The organism is Nocardiopsis sp. KDC1DS13DA1 (assembly GCF_055632325.1).
In genome coordinates, this window is sequence record NZ_JBVMUY010000047.1 from 96,403 (window position 1) to 115,335 (window position 18,933).

The window sequence follows — 18,933 nt, forward strand, 5'->3', positions numbered from 1 at the left end:
GTCGGCCATTGTGCCCGTCCCGGATGACCGCGGGACGTACTCCGGTTGAACTGTGCGCCACCGCCACCGCCGCCGTGCCGTACGGACGGTGGTACGCGCACGCCGGTTCGGGGGCAGCGGTCGGTTCGCGGGCGGGTCCCGTCCCTCCCGCCGCCCTCCGGCCCGCCCAGCATGTCGGGCATGGATACGGGTCAGGTCCGTTCCGCGCGGGTCGGCGGGCGGGAGGTCGCGCGTTCGGTCCGCGCCGGGGTTCGGCGGGACGCGGACGTGGTCGGTTTCCGCGACCGGGTCGGCGCGGGGCTCGACATGCGCGTGGTCCCCGAACCGCTCGTGACCGCGGTGCTTCCCCTCAACGACGAGGCGCTGGCCGTGGACGGCGGCGGCACGGGCGCGCACCGTCCCGCGGGCGTGGCCGTCGGACTCGCGGCGCCATCGGTGCGGATCACCGGGCGCAACGTGGAGTGCGTGGAGGTGCGCGTGCCGCCCACGGCCGCGTACGCGCTGCTCGGTGTGGCACCGGGGGAACTGCACGGCGCCGTCGTCGGCCTCGACGACCTGTGGGGCGGCCGGGCGTGGCGGCTGCGCGATCAGGTCGGGTCGGCACGGGGGTGGGAGGCCCGTCTGCGGGCTGTGCACGCGTTCCTGGACGTCCGCTCCCCGAGGCCGTGGCGCCTGGACCCCGAGGTACGGGAGCTGGCGGGGGTGACGCCCGGGGCGCTGGTCGACGGCTGTGTCGCGACCGGGGGCGTGTGCAGGCGGGACCGGGAGGAACATGCGTTCAAGACCGCCGCCACCGGGGCGAGGAGGGTGGAGGGGACCCGATTCCGACCCGACCGGCCATGCCCCAGGAGCCCCACGGTGGCACGGACCCCGCCGCCCCCTTCCGTCCCGGCTGCCGGCGGCATCGTCGCGCTGGTCGTCCTCGGACTCACCGTCCTGCTGTGGGGAACGGTCTTCGCGCTCGTCCTCCTGGCGGTCCTCGCCCACCGCGCCTGGACCCTCGTCGACCACGTCCTGACGTTGCGCAGGTGCCGGGGATCGCGTCCGGACGTCCTCGAACACGGTGCGCGGGTCACCCTCCAGGGGGGACGGGTGTTCGATCTCCCCTGGCGGTCCACCACCGTCCTGGCGTACCGGATGGTGGTACGGGGTGTCCCGATGCCCACCTACACCCTGGTCGGCGCGGACGGCGTCGTGATGACCTTCGGTGTCGCAGGCAGGCCGACCGGCGTGGTGGGGGCGTCACTGTCGGCCAGGGGCCTGCTGTTCGAGGCCCCGGCCGAGTGGGCCCGGCTCATCGACGGGGCGATGGTGCGGACGCACCTGCCCCCGGCGCTGCGAACGGTCGACGGGGGCGGGACCGTCTCCTTCGGTCCGGTCGGGGTGAACCGGGAGGAGGTGGCCGAGAACGGCGGGAGGACCCCCGGGCCCGGGTGGAGAGATCCCGGACCTCCCCCGGCCACGGGATCGAGGTCCGCGCGGACGGCACGTGGCACCCGCCGACATTGCCCACCGAAGGGACCGGGTCGATGACCACGACGCCACCCGGCACGGACGCGGACCTCGGAAGGCGGGTGTTCGGCTACGCAGCCGAACACCCGCCGTGGACCCTGACGTTCCTGTCCACCGCGTTCCCCATGCCGTTCTCGTGGTTGAGCACCGTCTCGGCGATCTCCGGGAACGCCGACGCGGTCGCGCTGGGGGTGCTGTTCTCCTGGGACGCCACCGCGGTCGCGGGGTCAGCCGCTGAGACGCCCCGCCCCGACCGCCGTCCGCCCCCGGCCGGGAACCGGTCCGGGGGCGGCGGTTCGGTCACCGCGTGGGCCCGGGGCCGGTCAGACCGGCGGCGCGGGCAGCAGGCCGCGCCGGTGGGCCCGCACGAGGTGGCGGGGGACCAGGTGGTCGCGGCCGTCGAGGGTCACGGGAACCAGTTCGGGTGCCGTGGCCCTCCACCGCGCGCGGCGCTTGCGCGTGTTGGCGCGGGACGTCCTCCGTTTGGGTACGGCCATGGGGTGGTCCTTCCTGTGGGGTACGGGGGCGGCGCCCCCGCCGGTGGTCAGCGCTGGTAGCGCCGCTTGAAGCGCTCCACGCGCCCGGCGGTGTCCACCACGCGGGCGGTACCGGTGTAGAACGGGTGGCTGGCGCTGGAGATCTCGACGTCGACGAGCGGGTAGGTCCGCCCGTCGCCCCACTCGATCGTCCTGTCGCTGGTGGCGGTCGACCGGGTGAGGAACGCGAAGTCGGCCGCGCGGTCGCGGAAGACCACGGGGCGGTAGTCGGGGTGGATTCCGGGTTTCATGTCGCCTCCTGGCGGTGGGTCAGCGCTCCTCGCGGAACTCGACGTGTCGGCGGGCGCGCGGGTCGAACTTGCGCAGGACCAGGCGGTCCGGGGTGTTGCGCCGGTTCTTGCGGGTCACGTACGTGTAGCCGGTCCCGGCGGTCGACCGGAGTCTGACGACGGGTCGTAGTTCGTTGCGTGCCATGGCTCCTCCTCCTGTGTCCGCCACTGGAACACAATGATAACCGTTTTCATTCCCACTCCGAACGACACGCGCACACACGGGAACCTTCACCCGGAAAGTCACCGACTGTGCTTTTCTCGTCACTTGAAGCAGGGTTCGCGGCCGGTGCGGGGACGCACCGAAACGAGGAGAGGGCCATGGCGCACCGCACGAACGACCACGCGCACCCCAGCCGCAGAGCGGCCCTGCGCACCGGGGCGGGACTGGGTACGCTGGCCGCCGCCGCCCTGGCCGGGGTCCCCCTCTCCCCCGCCCACGCGGCACCGGTGGACGGTACCTCCGTGACCTTCTCCCCCGTCCCCATCGCCCGCACCGACGACGTCACCGTCCCCGCCGGGTACACCGCCCACGTCATCGCCCCGTGGGGCGCACCGCTGCACTCGTTCGGCCCGACGTGGCGGCCGGACGCCGGCAACACCGCCGCCGAGGCGCGGATCCAGATCGGAACCGGACACTCGGGACTGCACTTCCTGCCCGTCAACCCCCGCCGCGACGGCACACGCAGCGGACTCCTCGTCATCAACCACGCCTCGGCCGACCCCGTGCTGCTGCACGCCGACGGCGGCCGGGCGGCCACCCCCGACCGCACCGCCAAGGAGATGGTCTCCCTGGGCGCCTCGGTGGTCCGGGTGAAGCTCTCCAACGGCCGCTGGAGGATGGTGGGCTCGGACGTCAACCGCCGGATCACCGCGTCGTCGCACGTCACCTTCTCCGGCCCCCTGCACGGACACGACGCCCTGACCGCGGGGTCCGACGCGCGCGGGGCCCTGGGCGGCACCGCGCACGCGGTCACCCCCTGGGGCACCTACCTGACCGGGGAGAACACGGTCTCCGACGTCTTCGGCACCCGGGAGCGGAACTGGCGCCCCAGTGGGGTTCAGCGGCGCTACGGGCTGGCCGCCGACGGCTCCGCCTACGACTGGCACCTGCATCAGCCCCGGTTCGACCTGGCCGAGTCGCCGGAGGAGCCGTACCGGTTCGGATGGACGGTGGAGATCTCCCCCTGGGACCCGGTCTCTCCCCCGGTCAAGCGGACCGCCCTGGGCCGGATCGCGCACAACGGCGCCGCGGTCACCGAGTCGCGCGGGCGACCGGTGGTCTACATGAGCGACACCAGCCACGTGTACAAGTTCGTCGGTGAGCACGACTGGAAGGAGGTGCGGACCGCGACCACCAGCCCCCTGGACGAGGGAACGCTGTTCGCCGCGCGGTTCGACGACGACGGCACCGGCGAGTGGATCCGGCTCGAACACGGCCGCGACGGCCTCACCAGGGACCAGGGGTTCCGTGACCAGGCCGACGTACTCCTGCGGGCCCGGAAGGCGGCCGACACCGCCGGCGCGACCGAACTGCGCTCGCCCGGCCGCCCGACCGTGCACCCCGAGACGGGCGAGGTCTACCTGCCCGAGGCCCGGGCGGGCCGCGGCGGCAGGGTGCTGGTCCTGAACGAGGGGTCGGGCGACCACGGGGCGACGGTGCTGGGCTGGCGGGAGTTCACCCGGCCGAGCTCCTCCGACGACTCCGACGGCGCCCGGTTCGCCGCCCCGGACGGGGTGTACTGCGCGGACGACGGGCGGCTGTGGATCACCACCGACGTCGTCCGCCTGGGCGACGCCGACCAACGCGCCGACCTGGGCAACAGCGCGCTGCTGTGCGCCGACCCCGAGACCGGCCGGGTACGCCGGTTCCTCACCGGACCGCGCGGGTGCGGGATCTCCGGTGTCAGCACCGCCCCCGACCAGCGGACCCTGTTCGTGAGCGTGCGGGGACCGGGGTGGTCGGGGTCGCCGCTGGGCGATCCGACGGCGGCCGACCCCCGCGCGGTGAGCAACTGGCCCGAGCACGCACGGCGGGGGCGCCCCCGCTCGGCCGTCGTGGTGGTCCGCCGCGAGGACGGCGGCGTCGTCGGCACCTGACCTCTCGTCTGGGGGTCGCGGCGGTCCATCCCCGCATGCGCGGGGAGCAGCCGGTAGCACCCTGGCAGTCGGTGAGACCGTGAGGTCCATCCCCGCGTGCGCGGGGAGCAGCCCTCCTGAACTGGGCTTTCATTCTCTCAGCCAGCGCGAATTTGCATGTTGTTGAAAACAAGACAAAAATAATAAAATGAAAAAGATTCGCACAAAGTGACATAAGATACAAAGTATCGCCCATAATCATAGGGTCCGCCCACTCCGATCACCTCACACCATCCTCGGAGTGGCAACCTCACCAGAGAACATACTTGACACCCCACCGGCACCAAGAACCTCGCGAGGCCCCATCGGACGCCACCAACCGCCGATTCGTGCTCTGTTCGTGCTCCTCGATTCCGTACTGACACGGCACCAGGCGACACGGCGGTTGGAATGGAGTGACACGAAAAAGCACGCGGCGGCACGCATCAACCGGACTTCCCACCCGATGGCCCCAGTTTCCAATCCTGCTGGGCACGCCACAAAACCGCATTTCAAACGGGGTGCGCGAGTCGAACAGGCGAGGTGTGAGGCCCGCATAGGGCGAATTTCACCCCCGTGCGCTCACCAGTGCGAGGTCCGGTACAGGTGGGCACCCGTCTCGCGGAGCATTGTGCCGCTCCGGGACCGCGCCAGGGACGGAGCGCGTTCGCCCCAACGATCCGCTCCCCACCCCCGGAAACACCAGGGAGTGTCAACCGCCCCGCGCCCCGGCACGGGCAGCCCGTCATGTGACACCCGGGGCGCCATCGGTCCTCGTTACCCTGCCGGGGCAACCGGGCGACACCCGCCTCAAGAAGCCACGACCGACCACATCCAGGCCGTCGTCGACGCCTGGGCACTGTTTCTGGACGTGTATGGTCGCACAACCAGACCCGGATCGAGATCACCTGCACGCTCCCGCCGAAGATCGCGGCTCGCCTGTCATAGCGGGTCGCGACAGTCCGGTTCTGCTCGAGCAGGTTGATCGCCCGCTCTACCGTGTTGCGGTCGCGATAGCACCGCTGGTCGAAAGCCGCAGACCGACCGCCCGCCGACCCATGACGCCGACGGTGTTCACACTGGCCAAGGGGTTGATCAATGGTCGCCTTGATGCGACGCGGACACATATGGGCCCGGTTTGCCCTGCTCGAGTGAATTCTGTCGCCCGGCACACGGTCAGGGCGGGTACGCAGTCGTCCGATGCGTCACGGCAGACGCAGAGCGCCCATCAACGGCTCGAACATCGGCCTGTCCCCGCGCTGCCCGCTCCGTTTCCCGACGAGATCCGTGGCTGGTACGCCGCCACGGAACACGACACCCGCATGCGTTCCAGGAGACCTTCGATACGATCGGATGACGGCCCCCGGTACGGGAAATCCCAGGCCAGCGCGGATGAACCTCCCGAGTGTCCCAGGGTTGTTTCATTCTCGGTGGGCGGTGATGTTCGTGCTGTTCACGGGAGTCCGATCACATCCGAAGAGCGAGTGAACACCTCGTGCGACACCCACCGCATCGTGTCGGGCAGCGTGTCCCGGCCCGACCGCCCAAGAGACAGGACGGCGACGGAGCGTAGTACGGCCAGGTTGCCGGAGGCGCGTGCGGAGCGGACCCTGCAGGCGTCCTCGCCCAACGAGACGTCCTTGACGTGGTGCCAGGCCTCGATGTTCCAGTGCCCCCGCACCACAGCGCCGATCCGGGCAGCCGTTGCCCGCCCGACCTCCAGCGGGGTCACCGCGTACGCCACGGTCCACGACGCCTTCCCGGCGCGCAGCTCGGTGACGTGGCGGCGCACGCGCACCGCCTGGACCACGCGCGGAAAGCCGGTGGCCCGGCCGGGGCGATGGCTTTGGCGGTGCGGGTCCCGGCTCGCCCGCGGCCGCGGTGCCGGGTGGTGCCCAACGTGGGGCCCTGAGCCCAGAAAAGTGCTTTGAACTCGACGAACATGGTCTGGCGGCGTTTGACGGTCAGCGCGTAGTCGGCGTGCAGGTCCTGGACCAGATGGGCGGCGGGTCGGTCCGGGTGTGCGGGGCGTCGGTGGTGAGCACCGCGGCGGCCAGGGCACACAGCAGGACGCCTGCCAGGAGGGGACTGCGTCCCCGACGCGGGCGGTGATCCTCCGGATGCGCACCCCGGTGCCGACACCGCGTTCGGCCTCCGCCGACTCCCTCGGCAGACGCCGTGTCCTCAACGCCTGCCGGATCGGCGACCCGAACCTCCGCCTCTGTCGCCTCGTCAGCCGAGCGGATCAACGCTTTGACGTGACCGAACTGGGACCGGGCCCCATCCTGGAGCGCGCGCCCGACGCACCTGGCGGCGCGCCCCGCACCGTACGGGAAAGTTCGAACTGGAACGCCCACTCGGCGTGCCAGGGGTTCCACGCCCCGCCCTCGCGCCACAGCTTCGGGCACTTCCACCCAACGACGTGGTGGTGGTTTCGTGGCGGCATCCGCAGCGTTCGGACACCGACCCGTTCCGAGAGGCCGTCTGGTCCGGCCCCGGTTCGGTGGACAGGCGTCCACTCCCGACCATTGTGCCGTCAAGCGAGGAGACCGCAGCGCCAGAACCGCCCCGCGTGTACTGGCAGGATCCCGCGTCCCCCGGGCAGCCGGGCGTTCTCCCGACGCGGGCGGTCCGGTCCTGCCTGTCGTCGGCGGACCCGGGCGGAGTCGGCCCGCCCGGGAGCCCGTCCTCGGGAGCCCCGGGTAGGCGAACGGTCGTGTCGACGTCGCATCGACACGACCGCATCCACACCGCGCTCCCCGCGACCGTGGGTCGAAACCCCAGGCAGAAGGCCCTGACCGGCACCCCGGAGTCCGCCCGCCCTCAGACGTCGAGGGACAGGCAGCCCTCCACCTCCTCCAGCAGACGCAGCGCGGTGGGCTCCTCGAAGAAGCGCGCGGCGTCCACGGACACACCGAACTCCTCCTGGACCGCGGCCACCAGCTTGATGAGCTGGAGACTGTCGCCGCCGAGTTCGAAGAAGTCCTGCGCCTCCCCCACCTCAGCGCCCGGCAGTACCACCTGATAGCAGTGGTCGATCAGTCGGCGCAGCAGCTCGGAACGAGAGCTCGCATCCTTCGTGTCCACCCTTGCCCCCATGCAACTATAGTGATCAACTATAGTTAGAATAACAGTCAACTCGCATGGCAGTCGAGGCTAGTGAGAAGGAGAAGAAACTACACCAAGGGCACATATCGACCACCCGGCAAAACAACAGGCATGAAGAACCGCGCGTCTCGCATCCCACCCGGCGGCCGTCGGGGACTGGCAGACACCAGCCCCTGGGTCCCGCGGTGGAGGAGGTGTCTCGGCGGCAAGAGAACGGTGCACAGCGCATGAACCAAGAAGGTTCACCCTTCCATCCCCCGGCAATGGAACAGAACATCGACATCTCGCAGCCGGAGTTCGGCCTCAGGCTCCGCCGTCTGAGAACAGACAAGGGCATGGCCCAGCGCGACCTGGCGGGCAGCCAGATCACGTCCAGCTACATCTCCCTGATCGAGTCCGGCAAGCGCGTCCCGACGCTCAACGTGGTCCTGCTCCTGGCGCAGAAGCTCGACGTGCCGGTGAGCGTCCTCCTGGATCGCCCCGCCGAGCAACTGGCCCCGCGCAAGGAGCCCCGTCACGACCTCACCTCCACGTTCCAGCACGCGCTGAACACCCTGGAGATGGACGCGTACGAGGAGGCGCTGCCCCTGCTCCAGGAGGCCTACCGCGAGGCCCTGCGCACCGACGACGACCGACACCTCGTACAGGTCGGGAACACACTGAACCACGTGCTCCAGGTTCTTCACCTGCACGACAAACGCGTCACTCTGTATCGCGAGATGCTGACCTCGCCCCGGATCAACCACCAGCCGACCCTCAGGATCTCCGCCCTGACCGGGCTGGCTGCGGCCCTGCGCGATTCCGGCGCGTTCCACGAGGCCAAGGAGATCGCCCTCAAGGCGCGGCCCATCGCCGAGGAGCCCCAGATCCGGGGCAGCGTCGAACACATCAAGCTGCTGGGAATCCTGGTCTCGATCCTGTGCGAGCTCGACGCCGTGCACGAGATCCCCTCTCCGCTCCGGGAACTGCTCGAACTGTCGCGGGCACTGGGCCAGAAGGGAGTCGTCGGGCGGTCCAACTGGGTGTCGAGCCGCGCCTACGCGATCATCGGTGACCACGACGCCGCCTACACCTCGCTCCAGGTCGCGCTCGAGAACCTGAGGTTCCAGGACATGTCCACGCGCGAGTGGATCCGGTTCAGCCGCTCCATCGCCGCCACCCTGCTGACGATCGAGCGCGACCTGCCCCTGGCCGAGCGCTGGCTGCGGAACGCGGAGACGGCCGCGGAGATGCTCCTGGCCGACGACGAGAAGCCCGCGATCCAGGTCATGCGGGCCAGGCTCAGGCTCCTGGGCGATGAGCCCGGGGAGGTCGTGAAGATCCACCAGGAGCTCGCGCTGCGGCCCGACGCCCTGCCCGACCGCCTATGGGCCGAGCTCCAGGAGACCGCGGCCGAGGCACTCCTCCGCCTGGGGGAGGCGGACGCGTGCGTCCGGATGCTCCGCGACTGCGCCGCCTCCTGGGAGGCCGCAGGCGACTACCAGCGCGCGGTCGCCGCGTGGAAACGGATCGACCAGGCCACCGAGAACGAGGACCAGGGGTAGCGACGCCCCCGAGAGAGGAGATCGGCCATGACCGAACGAGGACCTCGCAGCACCCGCCCTCCGGGGCCCGCGTCCGCCCCCGTCCCGCGACCGGACCCCGCGGCCCCGGTCCCTCTCTCCCATCCCCAGGTCCGGCTGTGGTTCGCGGACCGGGCCGCTCCCCGGCCCGGTTCGCTGAACGACCCGGTCGCGCTCCGGTTGCGCGGCCGAGTCGACCCCGGACGGCTCCGGAACGCCCTGGCCGCCCTCGTGAACCGGCACGAGGCACTGCGGACCGTGTTCCCGACGGACTCGACCGGCCCCGCCCAACGGGTCGCTGCGTCGGTCGAACCTGACCTGGAGACCGTCACCGGTCCCTTCCCCGACGACGACTCCCTACGGGAGGCGGTCTGCGCGGAGGCCGCCCGGCCGATCGACCTGGAGTCGGGCCCCCTGCTGCGGGCCCGGCTCTTCACCGTCGGGCCCGACGACCACGTCCTGCTGCTGGTGCAGCACCACATCACCACGGACGCCGAGTCCACCGGGCTGCTGCTGGCCGAACTGGCCGGACACTACCGCGGCGCGGGGCCCGCGGAACCACTGGAGGTCCAGTACCCGGACGTCACCCTCTGGCAGCACGAGCGGCTGTCCGGACCGCACCTGAACGCCCTGCTCTCCTACTGGCGTGAACGCCTGGACAGGGCACCGAACCCTCCCCTCCCCGCCGACATGCTCCCCCAGCGGCGTACGAGTGCGGGCGCCCTCCTGGTCCGCTCCCTTCCCGGGGACCTGTCGACGCGCTTCACGGAGGTCGCCAGGGAGCAGCGGGTATCGCCGTTCGTCCTGGGCCTGACCGCCTTCCGCGTCCTGATGTGGCGCGCGCTCGGCCGGTCCGACCTCACCGTCGGCGCCCCGGTGACGGACCGTTCCCACCCGCTGACCCAACCGCTGATCGGCTGTTTCCTGAACCTGCTCGCCCTGCGGGGCCGGGTGGATCCCGACTCCTCCTTCCAGGACCTGCTCTCCGCTGAGCGGGGAAACTTCCTGGGCGCCCTCGCCCATTGCGAGGCGCCCTTCGACCTGCTCGTACGGGAGCTGTCCCCGGACCGCTCCTCGGGCATGCCGTTCTTCCAGACGACCTTCTCCCTGGAGCGGCACGGGGAGCCACACCTGGACCTGCCCGGCGTCGACTGCGAGCCGTTCGCCTTCGAGGGAACCGCCGCCGCCTTCCCCCTCATGTTGAAGGTGGTCGCGGGAGAGGACGGACTCACCTGCCACTGGGGGTACGACGACGGGCTCTACCACCGGTCAACCATCGCCGACCTGGCCGAACGCTACGAGCGGGTGCTGGAGGTGCTGGTCTCCGATCCGGGGGCCCCGGTGGCCTCGCTCCCGGATCCGCCGGTGATCGGGGCAGCGGCGCCCGCGCCCGACAGGGCCGATGAGGCGGACGGGCTCTGGGACGACCTGGTGTGGGACCTAGACGACGAGGAGGGCTTCGTCCCCGTCACTCCCGCCGAGGAGGCCGTCGCCGACATCTGGCGTGAGCTGCTGGGGACCGCGGGAGCGCCCGGGGACGGGCTCTTCGACCTGGGTGGCCACTCCCTCACCGTGGCCCGTCTGTCTCTGCGGCTGGAGGAGGAGGCCGGGGTGCCCGTCCCGGTCGCCGACCTGTTCGCGCGCACGACCGTGCCCGAGCAGGCCGCTCTGGTGGACGAGCTGACCCGCCTCTCGCTGTCCCGGCTGGACGAGGACGAGGTGCTGGCGGCCCTGGCGCCCACGCCCTGACAGGTGAACGGGGGGGCGCGGCGCGGCCCCGCCCCCCCCGTTCGTGGCCCCCGGGGACTCAGGCCAAGGCCGCAGCGATCCCTCGGACCCGCTCACAGGCGCGCAACAGCTCACCCACGGCGTTCGGGGGGTACATCTGCGGACCGTCCCCGGGCCGGTGGACGCGCTCGGGGCGCACGTGCGACTCGATGAGCAGCCCGTCGGCTCCGAAGGCCGCGGCGGCGAGGGCGGCCGGGGCCACGGCCCAGCGCCGACCCGTGCTGTGGCTGGGGTCGAAGACCACCGGCAGTCCCGTCCTGCGGCGCACCTCCGCGATCGCCCCGAAATCGGGCTGGAAGGCGAGTGAGTCGTCGAAGGAGGCCACGCCCCGCGCGCACAGCACCACGTTCGGGTTCCCCCGGCTCACCACGAACTCGGCCGCGCGCAGCCACTCGGTGACCGAGGAGCGCAGGCCCCGCATGAGCAGGACGGGCCGGTCGCATCCGCCCAACTCTGCGAGCAGGGCCCGGTTGACCATGTTCCGGGTGTCCACCTGGAGGCAGTCGGCCACCGCGGCCACATGCTCGACGTCCCGGGGGTCGATGACCTCGGTGACGACGGGCAGGCCGACACGGGAGCGCACCAGCTCCAGGTCCGCCAGCCCCTCCCGGCCGCGGCCCTGGAAGTGGTAGGGGCTGCTGCGGGGTTTGAAGAGGCCCATCCGCAGGGCCGCGGCCCCCTGCTCGCGGACGAGGGCGGAGGTCTCCAGGGCGTCTTCCACGTCCTCCAGCGCGCAGGGCCCCGCGGCGCACCAGAAGCCGCCGTCGCCGACCGCGCCAGCGCCGACGCCGACCGGCCCGGACAGGACCCTGTTGTCGGCCGCGACCAGCCAGTAGCCGCGTTCGAGGGTGCTGTGCGCCGCGGCCACGAGGGGGGAGTCGACCGGGCCGACCAAGGATTCGTCGCCGCTGACCACGATGAAGGAGCGCGTGCCGAGGCTGACCGGCCAGGCGGTCACGTCGGGGTGGGCGGCGAGCCGGGCCGCCAGGGACCTGACCCGGGCGACCGGGGCGTCCGGGGTGAGTTCGACGATCACGCGGCCGCCCCCTTCCGGCCTTCTTCGGGTGCCTGCCGTACGGACTCGTGTCTCATGTGCGGGGTCTCCTCATCTCGACCTCCCAAAGATATTGACTGCAGTCAATAATTAGATCAGATATTGAAACAATAGTTAAGTTGCGAGTACGCTCAGACTGTCAACTTCCACCCTGACCGAAGGAGACCCCCGTGATCGAGGCCACCGAGGACGAAACCATCCGCTACACCGTTGTCCACAACGACGAGGAGCAGTACTCCGTCTGGTGGGAGGACCGCTCCCTTCCCGAGGGCTGGTACCGGTCGGGCTTCCTGGGCACCAAGGAGGAGTGCCTGGCCCACATCGACACGATCTGGACGGACATGCGGCCCAAGAGCCTGCGCGCGTTCATGGAGACCGGGGAGGAAGGCGCGGCCGCCGCGGAGTCGCGCGCGTGATCCGCGCCGTCCTCTTCGACGTGGACGACACGCTCGTCCGCTTCAGCGAGGCCATGGACGCCGGGCTGGCCGAGCACCTGCGCGTGCTCTCCCCCGGCGTCACCGAGGCAGGGGTGCGCGAGGCGATCGAGCTGTGGCGGGAGCTGTCCGAGACCCATTACGGACGCTTCCTGCACGGCGAGCTCACCTTCCAGGAGCAGCGCCGCGCCCGGGCCGTCGATTTCTGCGCACGGACCGGGCTGCGCATCGGGCCCTCCCGGCGTGAGCGGGACGCCTGGGTCGCCGACTACCTGCGCCGCTGTGAACGCGCCTTCCAGCTCTACACCGACGTCCCGCACGTGCTGGACCGGCTGCGCACCGCAGGAGTGGCGATCGGCGTGGTGTCCAACAGCACCCACGACTACCAACAGCGCAAGCTGGACCGCCTCGGGGTGGGTGACCGGTTCGCGGCGATCGTGTGCTGCGACGACGTGGACGGCGCCGCCAAACCCGACCCCCGCATCTTCGACGCCGGGTGCCGCGCCCTCGGGGTGCCGGCCTCCGCGACCCTCTACGTCGGGGACCGCTGGGAAGCCGACGCCCTGGGTGCGGCCCGGGCGGGGCTCCACGGGGTCTGGCTCGACCGGGACGGCACGGGTCCCCCTCCCGGGCCGCGTCCCGCGCGTGTCACCACGATCCGCTCCCTCGACGAGGCGGCCGACCTGTCGACCGCCTCCTGACGAAAGGTCTCCGCACCGTGCACGCCACCGTTCAGCTCCCCGGGTTCCCCGAACGATGGGCGGCGCTCGCGGCCGAGCGCTCCCCCCTGTGCCTGGGTGTGGCTCCCTCCGACCGATGGCTCACCGCCTGGGGGTTGGATCCGGGCCCCGCCGGGGCCCGCGCCTACTGCTCGACCGTCCTGGAGGCCGCCGGGGACTCCCTGGCCGTGTTCAAGGTCCAGACCCCCTTCTTCGCGCGCTTCGGCCCTCCGGGCCTGGATCTGCTCCGATGGTTCACCGACCGGGCGCACGACCGGGGCTCGCTGGTCCTCATGGACGCCAAGGTGGGGGACGCCGACGACACGATGGAGGCGTACGCCGACCTCTACCTCGGCGCCGACAGCGTCCTGGGAGGGGATGCCGTCACCGCTCAGTGCTTCATGGGCCTCCCCTCCCTGGCACCCCTGCTGCACCGGGCCGAGGAGACGGGCGCCCAGGTGTTCGTCCTGGTACGGACCTCCAACCACGCCACGGACGCGACACAGCTCGCCCGCCGCGGGGCGGGCACCGTGGCCCAACACCTGGCCGACGAGGTGAGCGCGTGGAACCGACGGCGGGCCCCCGACCTGCCGATCGGCCCGGCCGCCGCCGTGGTCGGCGCGCGGTCGCCCGAGTCCGCCGGGTTGTACCGCAGGCTGGCGACCTCTCTGGTGGAGGTCCCCGGACTGGGACGGGGGGACCGCGTCACCGCTGAGGTCCTCGGGGCCGCGGCTCCGCTCCGGGACCGGGCGCTGTTCACCGTCACCACCGGTGTCCTGCGCCACGGCCCCGACCGGGGGGCACTGCGCTCCTCGCTGGACCGGTGGCGGTCGGTCCTGCTCCGCGGGGACGCAGGGCACGGCGATGCCCGGCTCCCGGGCGGGGTGTAGCGAGCCGTCCTCCCGCCGGTTCCCGCGGCGGGAGGAACCGGGGCCGGACGCGGGTCCGGCCCCGACCGCCTCAGGCCCCGCGGACGGCCCCGGCGCAGTCGGCGAACCCGCCGAGCACGGTCCCGGGCTCCTCCACCGCCAGGGTCAGGATCCGCACCACAGCGTCAAGCCAGGACCGGGCCCCGTCCTCAGTCCACAGAGCGGTGCTGTAGCCCAGTTCGAGGTCGGTTCCGGCGCCGGTGCGCGTGGCGGTCAGCGACAGCTCGTTGTGGATGGCCCCGCTCGGAGTGAACCCGACGTTGACCACGCAGCCCTCCAGCTCCAGGTCGGAGCCGGACCGCTCCTGCCACTCGGAGGACACCTGGAACAGAGCGGTGCGCCCCGCGCCCCGGTCGGCCCCGGCCAGCCGCAGCAGGGTGGACATCGGCACGCCCTGGTGCCGGTAGGCCTCCCGCGTCGTCCGCTCCGCCCTGCGGACCACCTCAGCGAAGGAGGGGGCCCCGGACAGGTCGATCCGCAGGACGAGGGAGCCGACACAGCAGCCGACCAGGCTCCCCGAGCCAGGCAGGTGCCGGTTCTCCGCCGGAGTGCCGATCGGTAGGTCGGTCTCCCCCGTCAGGGAGGACCACAGGACGCACAGGGCCGCGGTGGTGACCGCGAACGGGCTGACGCGGCACCGGGAGGCCAGGGCCGCCAGCCCCGAGGCCAGAGCGTCGTCGAGCCGGTGGCGGACCGAGGCGCCACCGAACCCCTTCCGGGGGCCGCGGGGCAGCTCGGCGGGTACACCCGGCCGACCCATGTCGCCCAGCCGCTCGGTCCAGTAGGCGACCAGGTCCTGCTGGCCACCCGCGATCCACTCGCCCTCCCAACGGGCGTACTCGTCCCAGGTGGGTTCGGGCTCGGGCAGGCCGGGATCCGCACCCTCCAGGGCCGCCCGGTAGGCGACGCCCAACTCGTGGCAGAACGCGGAGAAACCGACCCCGTCCATGGCGATGTGGTGGAAGGTCAGCAGCAGCCGGTGCCGACGCTCGTGCTGTCTCACCACGACGGCCCTCAGGGGCGCCTCCTGACCGAGGGAGAAGACGTGCCGGGCCTCCCGCGCGGCCAGTCGGTCGACCTCCCGCCCGGTGTCGTCGGCCAGACACGACAGGTCCAAGGTGCGCAGGCGCGGATGCCCCGATCCCGGACGGAGACGGACCAGGGCCCCGGAGCTGAGCGAGAAGGTACTGCCCAGCACCTCGTGGCGGGCCACGACGGTGTCGAAGGCGTGCTTGAACGCGTCCACGGACAGCGGGCCGTCGATGGTGACGTCCATCGGCACGTTGTACACCGGGACGTCCGGGGAGAGCCTGCTGACCACCCACATGTCCGCCTGGGCTGCGGTCAGCGGCGCCCCCTCGCCCTCCCCGCCGCCCGCACGGCGACCGTCCTCCCCGGCAGCGGTGCCGGGTCGCACGGCGCGGGTGAGCGCCTCGGCCAGGCCACGCGGTGTGGGCGACCGGAAGAACAGCTTGAGCGGGACGTCGATCCCGTGCCGGAGGCGGAGCGTGCGCACCAGGTTCGCGGCGAGCATGGAGTACCCGCCCGCGGCGAAGAAGTCGTCGTCGGGCCCCGCCGAGGGGTCCTCCAGGGCCTCGCGGAACAGGTCCAGGACGATCCCGAGCGTTCTCTCGGAGCTTTCCTCCCGGTCCGCGGCGGGGGCCGTGTCCGCCCCCGCGCCACCGATCACGACCAGGGTGGGCATCGCGTACCGGGGGAGTTTCTCCGCCAGGTACTCCTCCAGTGCGGGGGTGACCCCGGTGCCCGGGGACGAGGGCCTCAGACGGGCGACGATCGTGTCCCTCCCCCGCTCGTCGCGCTCGACCTCCACGTCACAGGAGCGCACGTCCGGGTGGACGGCCACCACCGCACCGACCACGTCCAGGGGGACCCTGATCCCGTTGACCTCGGGGATGCGGTCGGCCCGGCCGACCCGGACCGTCTCGCCGGCCGCCGTCCGGTGACCCAGCTCCCATTCGGGTTCGAAGGCACCACCGGGCGACGGGGCGTCGGCCGGGCCGGGGGTGTACCGGTGGACGAGGCCGAGGAGCCGCGGAGGTGCGACCGTGCCGGCGTCGTTGAGGACGACGTCCACGGGGCCGTCGCCATGCGCCAGGGTGGGGTCCTCCTTCGGCACCAGCATGGGCACCTCACCGATCGGGGTCCCCGGGGCACGCAGCGCTCCGGTGAGGAATCGGGCGTAGTGAGCGCACAGGGAGCGCACCCACTCCTCGTCGAACAGTCCCGTGTCGTACTCGACCCAGGCCCGCAGCCCCCGGGGGGTGAGCTCGGGTTCGAGGATCAGGTCGAACCGGGAGCGCAGCCGGGCGGCCTTCTCCTCGGCGCGCACCGACAACACACCGGGCACCAGTTCGCCCGCCATCGGCTCGATACGGGAGAACATCACCTGGACCAGGGGGCCGTGGCTGGGGCCCCGCTCCGGCCGCAGTTCCTCGACCATCTTGCCGAAGGGCACGATCTGGTGGTCGAGCGCGTCGTAGAGCGTGTCCGCGACCTGGTCGAGGAAGCCCTCGAAGGACAGCCCGGCCGACGGGCGCAGCCGCAGCGGCAGCGTGGTGGCGAAATAGCCGATGGTGCGCTGGAACTCCGCCCCGGGCCGACCCAGGCCGGCCGTCCCCAGGACGAGGTCGTCGCGGCCGGTGTAGCGGTGTAGGACCGCGGCGAAGGCGGCCATGAGAACGCTCGTCGGCGTCGCCCCGACCCGGCGGGCCAGCCGCTCGATCCCCGGCGCGGCGTCGGCGGGCAGATCGAGGTCGACTCCGACCCGTGCCCCGGCCGTGCCCTTGCGCGCCGGGCGCAGCCGCCCCGGGGTCAGGTCGAGCAGGCTCGGAGCGCCCGTGAGGTGCGCGCGCCAGTGGTCGAGTGCCCGCTGCCACCGCGGACCGTTCTCCTGCTCGCGCTGCTCCCTGGCGAAGTCCGCGTAGGGGGCGGGCGGCGGGCCGAGCGGCTCGGACGTCCCCGTGAGACGGCTCCGGTAGGCGCGGCCCAGGTCGTCGACCAGGATCGACAGCGAGTGCCCGTCCGAGACGATGTGGTGGACTGCCAGGAGCATGGTGTGCCTGCGCGGCCCGAACCGCAGCAGGGAACAGCGCAGCAGCGGCCCCGACTCCAGGTCGTAGGGGCGCTCGGCCAGTTCCTGGGCCAGGCGGGCGACCAGGGCGTCGTGCTCGTCGTCGGGGAGGTGGGAGAGGTCGATCACCTCGCCCGGAGTGACGCCGGAGACCTTGCTGACCCGGGCGCGCGGCCCGTCCCCCACCACGGGGAAGGAGGTGCGCAGGGAGTCGTGGCGGAGCACCACGTCGTCCAGGGCGGCCGCGAGGGCAGCCGTGTCCAGTTCGCCCTCCAGGCCCAGCACCCAGATCTCGTTGTACAGCCCTTCGCCTTCCTCCACCTTCTCCACGAGCCACAACTGCTCCTGGAGAAGGGAGAGGGGCCCGTCGCGGCCCTGGTCCGTGTCGGTGTCCGAGCCAGCCGTGCGTCGTTCGAGGACCTCGGTCACGCCTTCTCCTCCCCACCGCCGGAGGCACCCTCGGGCACGGCGTCGGACGGCGCGTCGGGGCCGTCGATCTCACGCACGTCGCGCACCTGGGAGAACAGCAGCAGGACCAGGGCGAGGGGGACTCCCCCGGCGGTGACCAACAGGGTCTCCCGCAGACCGACCAGGTCGCCGATGATCCCCGACACCGCGGCCGCGATCGGAACCAGCGCACCGATCAGGAACCGGAAGCTGGCGTTGACCCGGCCCTGGAGGTCGTCGGGGGTGACGATCTGACGCACGGTGATCTCGGCGATGTTCATCCCGACGATGCCGTACCCCGCCACACCGTAGGCCAGTGCGAACAGGGCGGTGGCCAGCGTCGGGGAACCGCCGACGAAGGGCACAGCGACGATCGCGACGATGCCGATCAGGTATCCCAGCAGGATGAGGCGGCCGTAGCCGATCCGGGAGAGCAGGAAGCCGATCGAGGTCGCCGCCAGGAACCCGCCGATCCCGAACGCTCCGAAGACGACGCCGATGTGCCCGGCGGACATGTCCATGGAACGCGCCGCGTAGACCGCGAAGATCGTCAGGTGGATCGTGACGAAGAAGTTGAAGATCGCCGCCGAGACGGCCAGCGGGCGCAGCAACCGGTGGGAGAAGGCGAACCGCAGGCCCGCACCGATGTCGGAGAACATCTCGCGCACCGCGCCCTCGCCGCCTGTCTCCTCACGCCGGGGCCGCGGCTCGGGGGTACGGATCGTCCAGACCGCGACTGCGGAGGCCAGGAAGGAGGCCGTGGTGACGATCAGGGCGAAGGGCGCTCTGAGGAGCTGGACCAGCACGCCGCCCAAACCGGGCCCCGCCACGTCGGCGATGGAGTCGGTGGCCTGGAGTTTACTGTTGCCGCCCAGCAGCTCGTCGGATGTCATCAGGGTGGGCAGGTAGGCGCGGGAGGCCAGGTCGAAGACGACGGTCAGACAGCCCAGCAGGAAGGCCACCACGTACAGGACCGGCATGCCCAGCATGCCCAGCGCCGCCAGGACCGGGACGGCCAGCAGGACGGCGGCCCGGCCCAGGTCGGCGGTGATCATCAGCGGTCGCCGACGCATGCGGTCGACCATCACACCGAAGAACAGCATCGGGAGCAGGGCCGCCAGTTCCCGCGCCCCGCCCAGAAGGCCGACCTGGGTGGCCGAGGCGTTCAGGTAGATGATCGCGACCAGTGGAAGGGCCAGTGTCGTGACCTGGCCGCCCATGGCGGCCACCGCCTGTCCGAACCACAGCTTGTTGAAGTCCGAGCGCCGCTGCGCCGCGCCGACCGCGTCCTCATCCTCCGTGAGGGTCCGGGGCCTTTCGTCGATGGTCATGTGTCACCTCGTGT

The 18,933-nt window shown here is 71.8% G+C and carries 16 protein-coding genes; 7 read left to right on the top strand and 9 right to left on the bottom strand.

What is annotated here, in order from left to right; genetic code table 11:
• Positions 1 to 180 precede the first annotated feature (180 nt).
• Positions 181 to 1,533 carry a hypothetical protein gene (locus tag ACTVAJ_RS27440; RefSeq protein WP_470391180.1) on the top strand — a complete coding sequence of 451 codons (1,353 nt, stop codon included), beginning with the start codon at positions 181 to 183 and terminating at the stop codon, positions 1,531 to 1,533.
• A 49-nt stretch (positions 1,534 to 1,582) separates the two neighbouring features.
• Here the strand turns inward: ACTVAJ_RS27440 and ACTVAJ_RS27445 are convergent, their stop codons facing one another.
• From ACTVAJ_RS27445 to rpmG, 4 genes are all read right to left on the bottom strand, one after another.
• A complete protein-coding gene (locus ACTVAJ_RS27445; protein WP_470391181.1) occupies positions 1,583 to 1,726 on the bottom strand; it encodes a hypothetical protein in 144 nt (47 codons plus the stop codon).
• 109 nt (positions 1,727 to 1,835) lie between these two features.
• Complete coding sequence (gene rpmF, locus ACTVAJ_RS27450; RefSeq protein ID WP_470391182.1) at positions 1,836 to 2,009, bottom strand: 50S ribosomal protein L32; 174 nt, start codon at positions 2,007 to 2,009, stop codon at positions 1,836 to 1,838.
• Positions 2,010 to 2,056: 47 nt separating this feature from the next.
• Positions 2,057 to 2,299, bottom strand: a complete 243-nt coding sequence (locus tag ACTVAJ_RS27455; protein ID WP_470391183.1) for a type B 50S ribosomal protein L31 — start codon at positions 2,297 to 2,299, stop codon at positions 2,057 to 2,059.
• Positions 2,300 to 2,318: 19 nt separating this feature from the next.
• Positions 2,319 to 2,483, bottom strand: coding sequence for a 50S ribosomal protein L33 (rpmG, locus tag ACTVAJ_RS27460; protein WP_470391184.1), 165 nt, complete (start codon positions 2,481 to 2,483; stop codon positions 2,319 to 2,321).
• A 176-nt stretch (positions 2,484 to 2,659) separates the two neighbouring features.
• Here rpmG and ACTVAJ_RS27465 point away from each other — a divergent pair, with 176 nt between their 5' ends.
• On the top strand, positions 2,660 to 4,438 hold the full coding sequence (locus tag ACTVAJ_RS27465; protein WP_470391185.1) for a PhoX family protein: 1,779 nt from the start codon (positions 2,660 to 2,662) through the stop codon (positions 4,436 to 4,438).
• Positions 4,439 to 5,909: 1,471 nt separating this feature from the next.
• Here the strand turns inward: ACTVAJ_RS27465 and ACTVAJ_RS27470 are convergent.
• Positions 5,910 to 6,266 (bottom strand): hypothetical protein, encoded by a 357-nt coding sequence (locus tag ACTVAJ_RS27470; protein ID WP_470391186.1) that lies wholly within the window; start codon positions 6,264 to 6,266, stop codon positions 5,910 to 5,912.
• Positions 6,267 to 7,279: 1,013 nt separating this feature from the next.
• Positions 7,280 to 7,543, bottom strand: coding sequence for an acyl carrier protein (locus tag ACTVAJ_RS27475; protein WP_470391187.1), 264 nt, complete (start codon positions 7,541 to 7,543; stop codon positions 7,280 to 7,282).
• A 284-nt stretch (positions 7,544 to 7,827) separates the two neighbouring features.
• Here ACTVAJ_RS27475 and ACTVAJ_RS27480 point away from each other — a divergent pair, with 284 nt between their 5' ends.
• Positions 7,828 to 9,108: a helix-turn-helix domain-containing protein gene (locus ACTVAJ_RS27480; protein ID WP_470391188.1), complete on the top strand. Its 1,281-nt coding sequence runs from the start codon at positions 7,828 to 7,830 to the stop codon at positions 9,106 to 9,108.
• Positions 9,109 to 9,135: 27 nt separating this feature from the next.
• Positions 9,136 to 10,875 (top strand): condensation domain-containing protein, encoded by a 1,740-nt coding sequence (locus ACTVAJ_RS27485; protein WP_470391189.1) that lies wholly within the window; start codon positions 9,136 to 9,138, stop codon positions 10,873 to 10,875.
• A 58-nt stretch (positions 10,876 to 10,933) separates the two neighbouring features.
• Here the strand turns inward: ACTVAJ_RS27485 and ACTVAJ_RS27490 are convergent, their stop codons facing one another.
• Positions 10,934 to 11,950 carry a 3-deoxy-7-phosphoheptulonate synthase gene (locus ACTVAJ_RS27490; protein WP_470391190.1) on the bottom strand — a complete coding sequence of 339 codons (1,017 nt, stop codon included), beginning with the start codon at positions 11,948 to 11,950 and terminating at the stop codon, positions 10,934 to 10,936.
• 188 nt (positions 11,951 to 12,138) lie between these two features.
• Here ACTVAJ_RS27490 and ACTVAJ_RS27495 point away from each other — a divergent pair, with 188 nt between their 5' ends.
• The 3 genes from ACTVAJ_RS27495 to pyrF are packed head-to-tail and all read left to right on the top strand — an operon-like array spanning position 12,139 to position 14,011.
• Entirely contained in the window at positions 12,139 to 12,384 is a 246-nt protein-coding gene (locus ACTVAJ_RS27495; protein ID WP_470391191.1) for an MbtH family protein, read from the top strand.
• Positions 12,381 to 13,103: an HAD family hydrolase gene (locus tag ACTVAJ_RS27500; RefSeq protein WP_470391192.1), complete on the top strand. Its 723-nt coding sequence runs from the start codon at positions 12,381 to 12,383 to the stop codon at positions 13,101 to 13,103. The genes ACTVAJ_RS27495 and ACTVAJ_RS27500 overlap by 4 nt, the downstream gene beginning before the upstream one ends.
• A gap of 17 nt (positions 13,104 to 13,120) precedes the next feature.
• Positions 13,121 to 14,011, top strand: coding sequence for an orotidine-5'-phosphate decarboxylase (pyrF, locus tag ACTVAJ_RS27505; RefSeq protein WP_470391193.1), 891 nt, complete (start codon positions 13,121 to 13,123; stop codon positions 14,009 to 14,011).
• Between the two features lie 70 nt (positions 14,012 to 14,081).
• On the opposite strand, the gene ACTVAJ_RS27510 is transcribed toward pyrF, so the two are convergent.
• Both ACTVAJ_RS27510 and ACTVAJ_RS27515 read right to left on the bottom strand, forming a co-directional pair.
• Positions 14,082 to 17,570 (bottom strand): condensation domain-containing protein, encoded by a 3,489-nt coding sequence (locus tag ACTVAJ_RS27510; protein ID WP_470391194.1) that lies wholly within the window; start codon positions 17,568 to 17,570, stop codon positions 14,082 to 14,084.
• Positions 17,567 to 18,919 carry an MFS transporter gene (locus tag ACTVAJ_RS27515; RefSeq protein WP_470391195.1) on the bottom strand — a complete coding sequence of 451 codons (1,353 nt, stop codon included), beginning with the start codon at positions 18,917 to 18,919 and terminating at the stop codon, positions 17,567 to 17,569. Before ACTVAJ_RS27515 ends, ACTVAJ_RS27510 begins: the two co-directional genes overlap by 4 nt.
• Between the last annotated feature and the right edge of the window lie 14 nt (positions 18,920 to 18,933).

What these genes read in the sequence shown, in the direction of transcription:
- ACTVAJ_RS27440 (WP_470391180.1), top strand. Translation starts at nt 181, where the DNA reads ATGGATACGGGTCAGGTCCGTTCCGCGCGGGTCGGCGGGCGGGAGGTC.
- rpmF (WP_470391182.1), bottom strand. Translation starts at nt 2,009, where the DNA reads ATGGCCGTACCCAAACGGAGGACGTCCCGCGCCAACACGCGCAAGCGC.
- ACTVAJ_RS27455 (WP_470391183.1), bottom strand. Translation starts at nt 2,299, where the DNA reads ATGAAACCCGGAATCCACCCCGACTACCGCCCCGTGGTCTTCCGCGAC.
- rpmG (WP_470391184.1), bottom strand. Translation starts at nt 2,483, where the DNA reads ATGGCACGCAACGAACTACGACCCGTCGTCAGACTCCGGTCGACCGCC.
- ACTVAJ_RS27465 (WP_470391185.1), top strand. Translation starts at nt 2,660, where the DNA reads ATGGCGCACCGCACGAACGACCACGCGCACCCCAGCCGCAGAGCGGCC.
- ACTVAJ_RS27480 (WP_470391188.1), top strand. Translation starts at nt 7,828, where the DNA reads ATGGAACAGAACATCGACATCTCGCAGCCGGAGTTCGGCCTCAGGCTC.
- ACTVAJ_RS27485 (WP_470391189.1), top strand. Translation starts at nt 9,136, where the DNA reads ATGACCGAACGAGGACCTCGCAGCACCCGCCCTCCGGGGCCCGCGTCC.
- ACTVAJ_RS27515 (WP_470391195.1), bottom strand. Translation starts at nt 18,919, where the DNA reads ATGACCATCGACGAAAGGCCCCGGACCCTCACGGAGGATGAGGACGCG.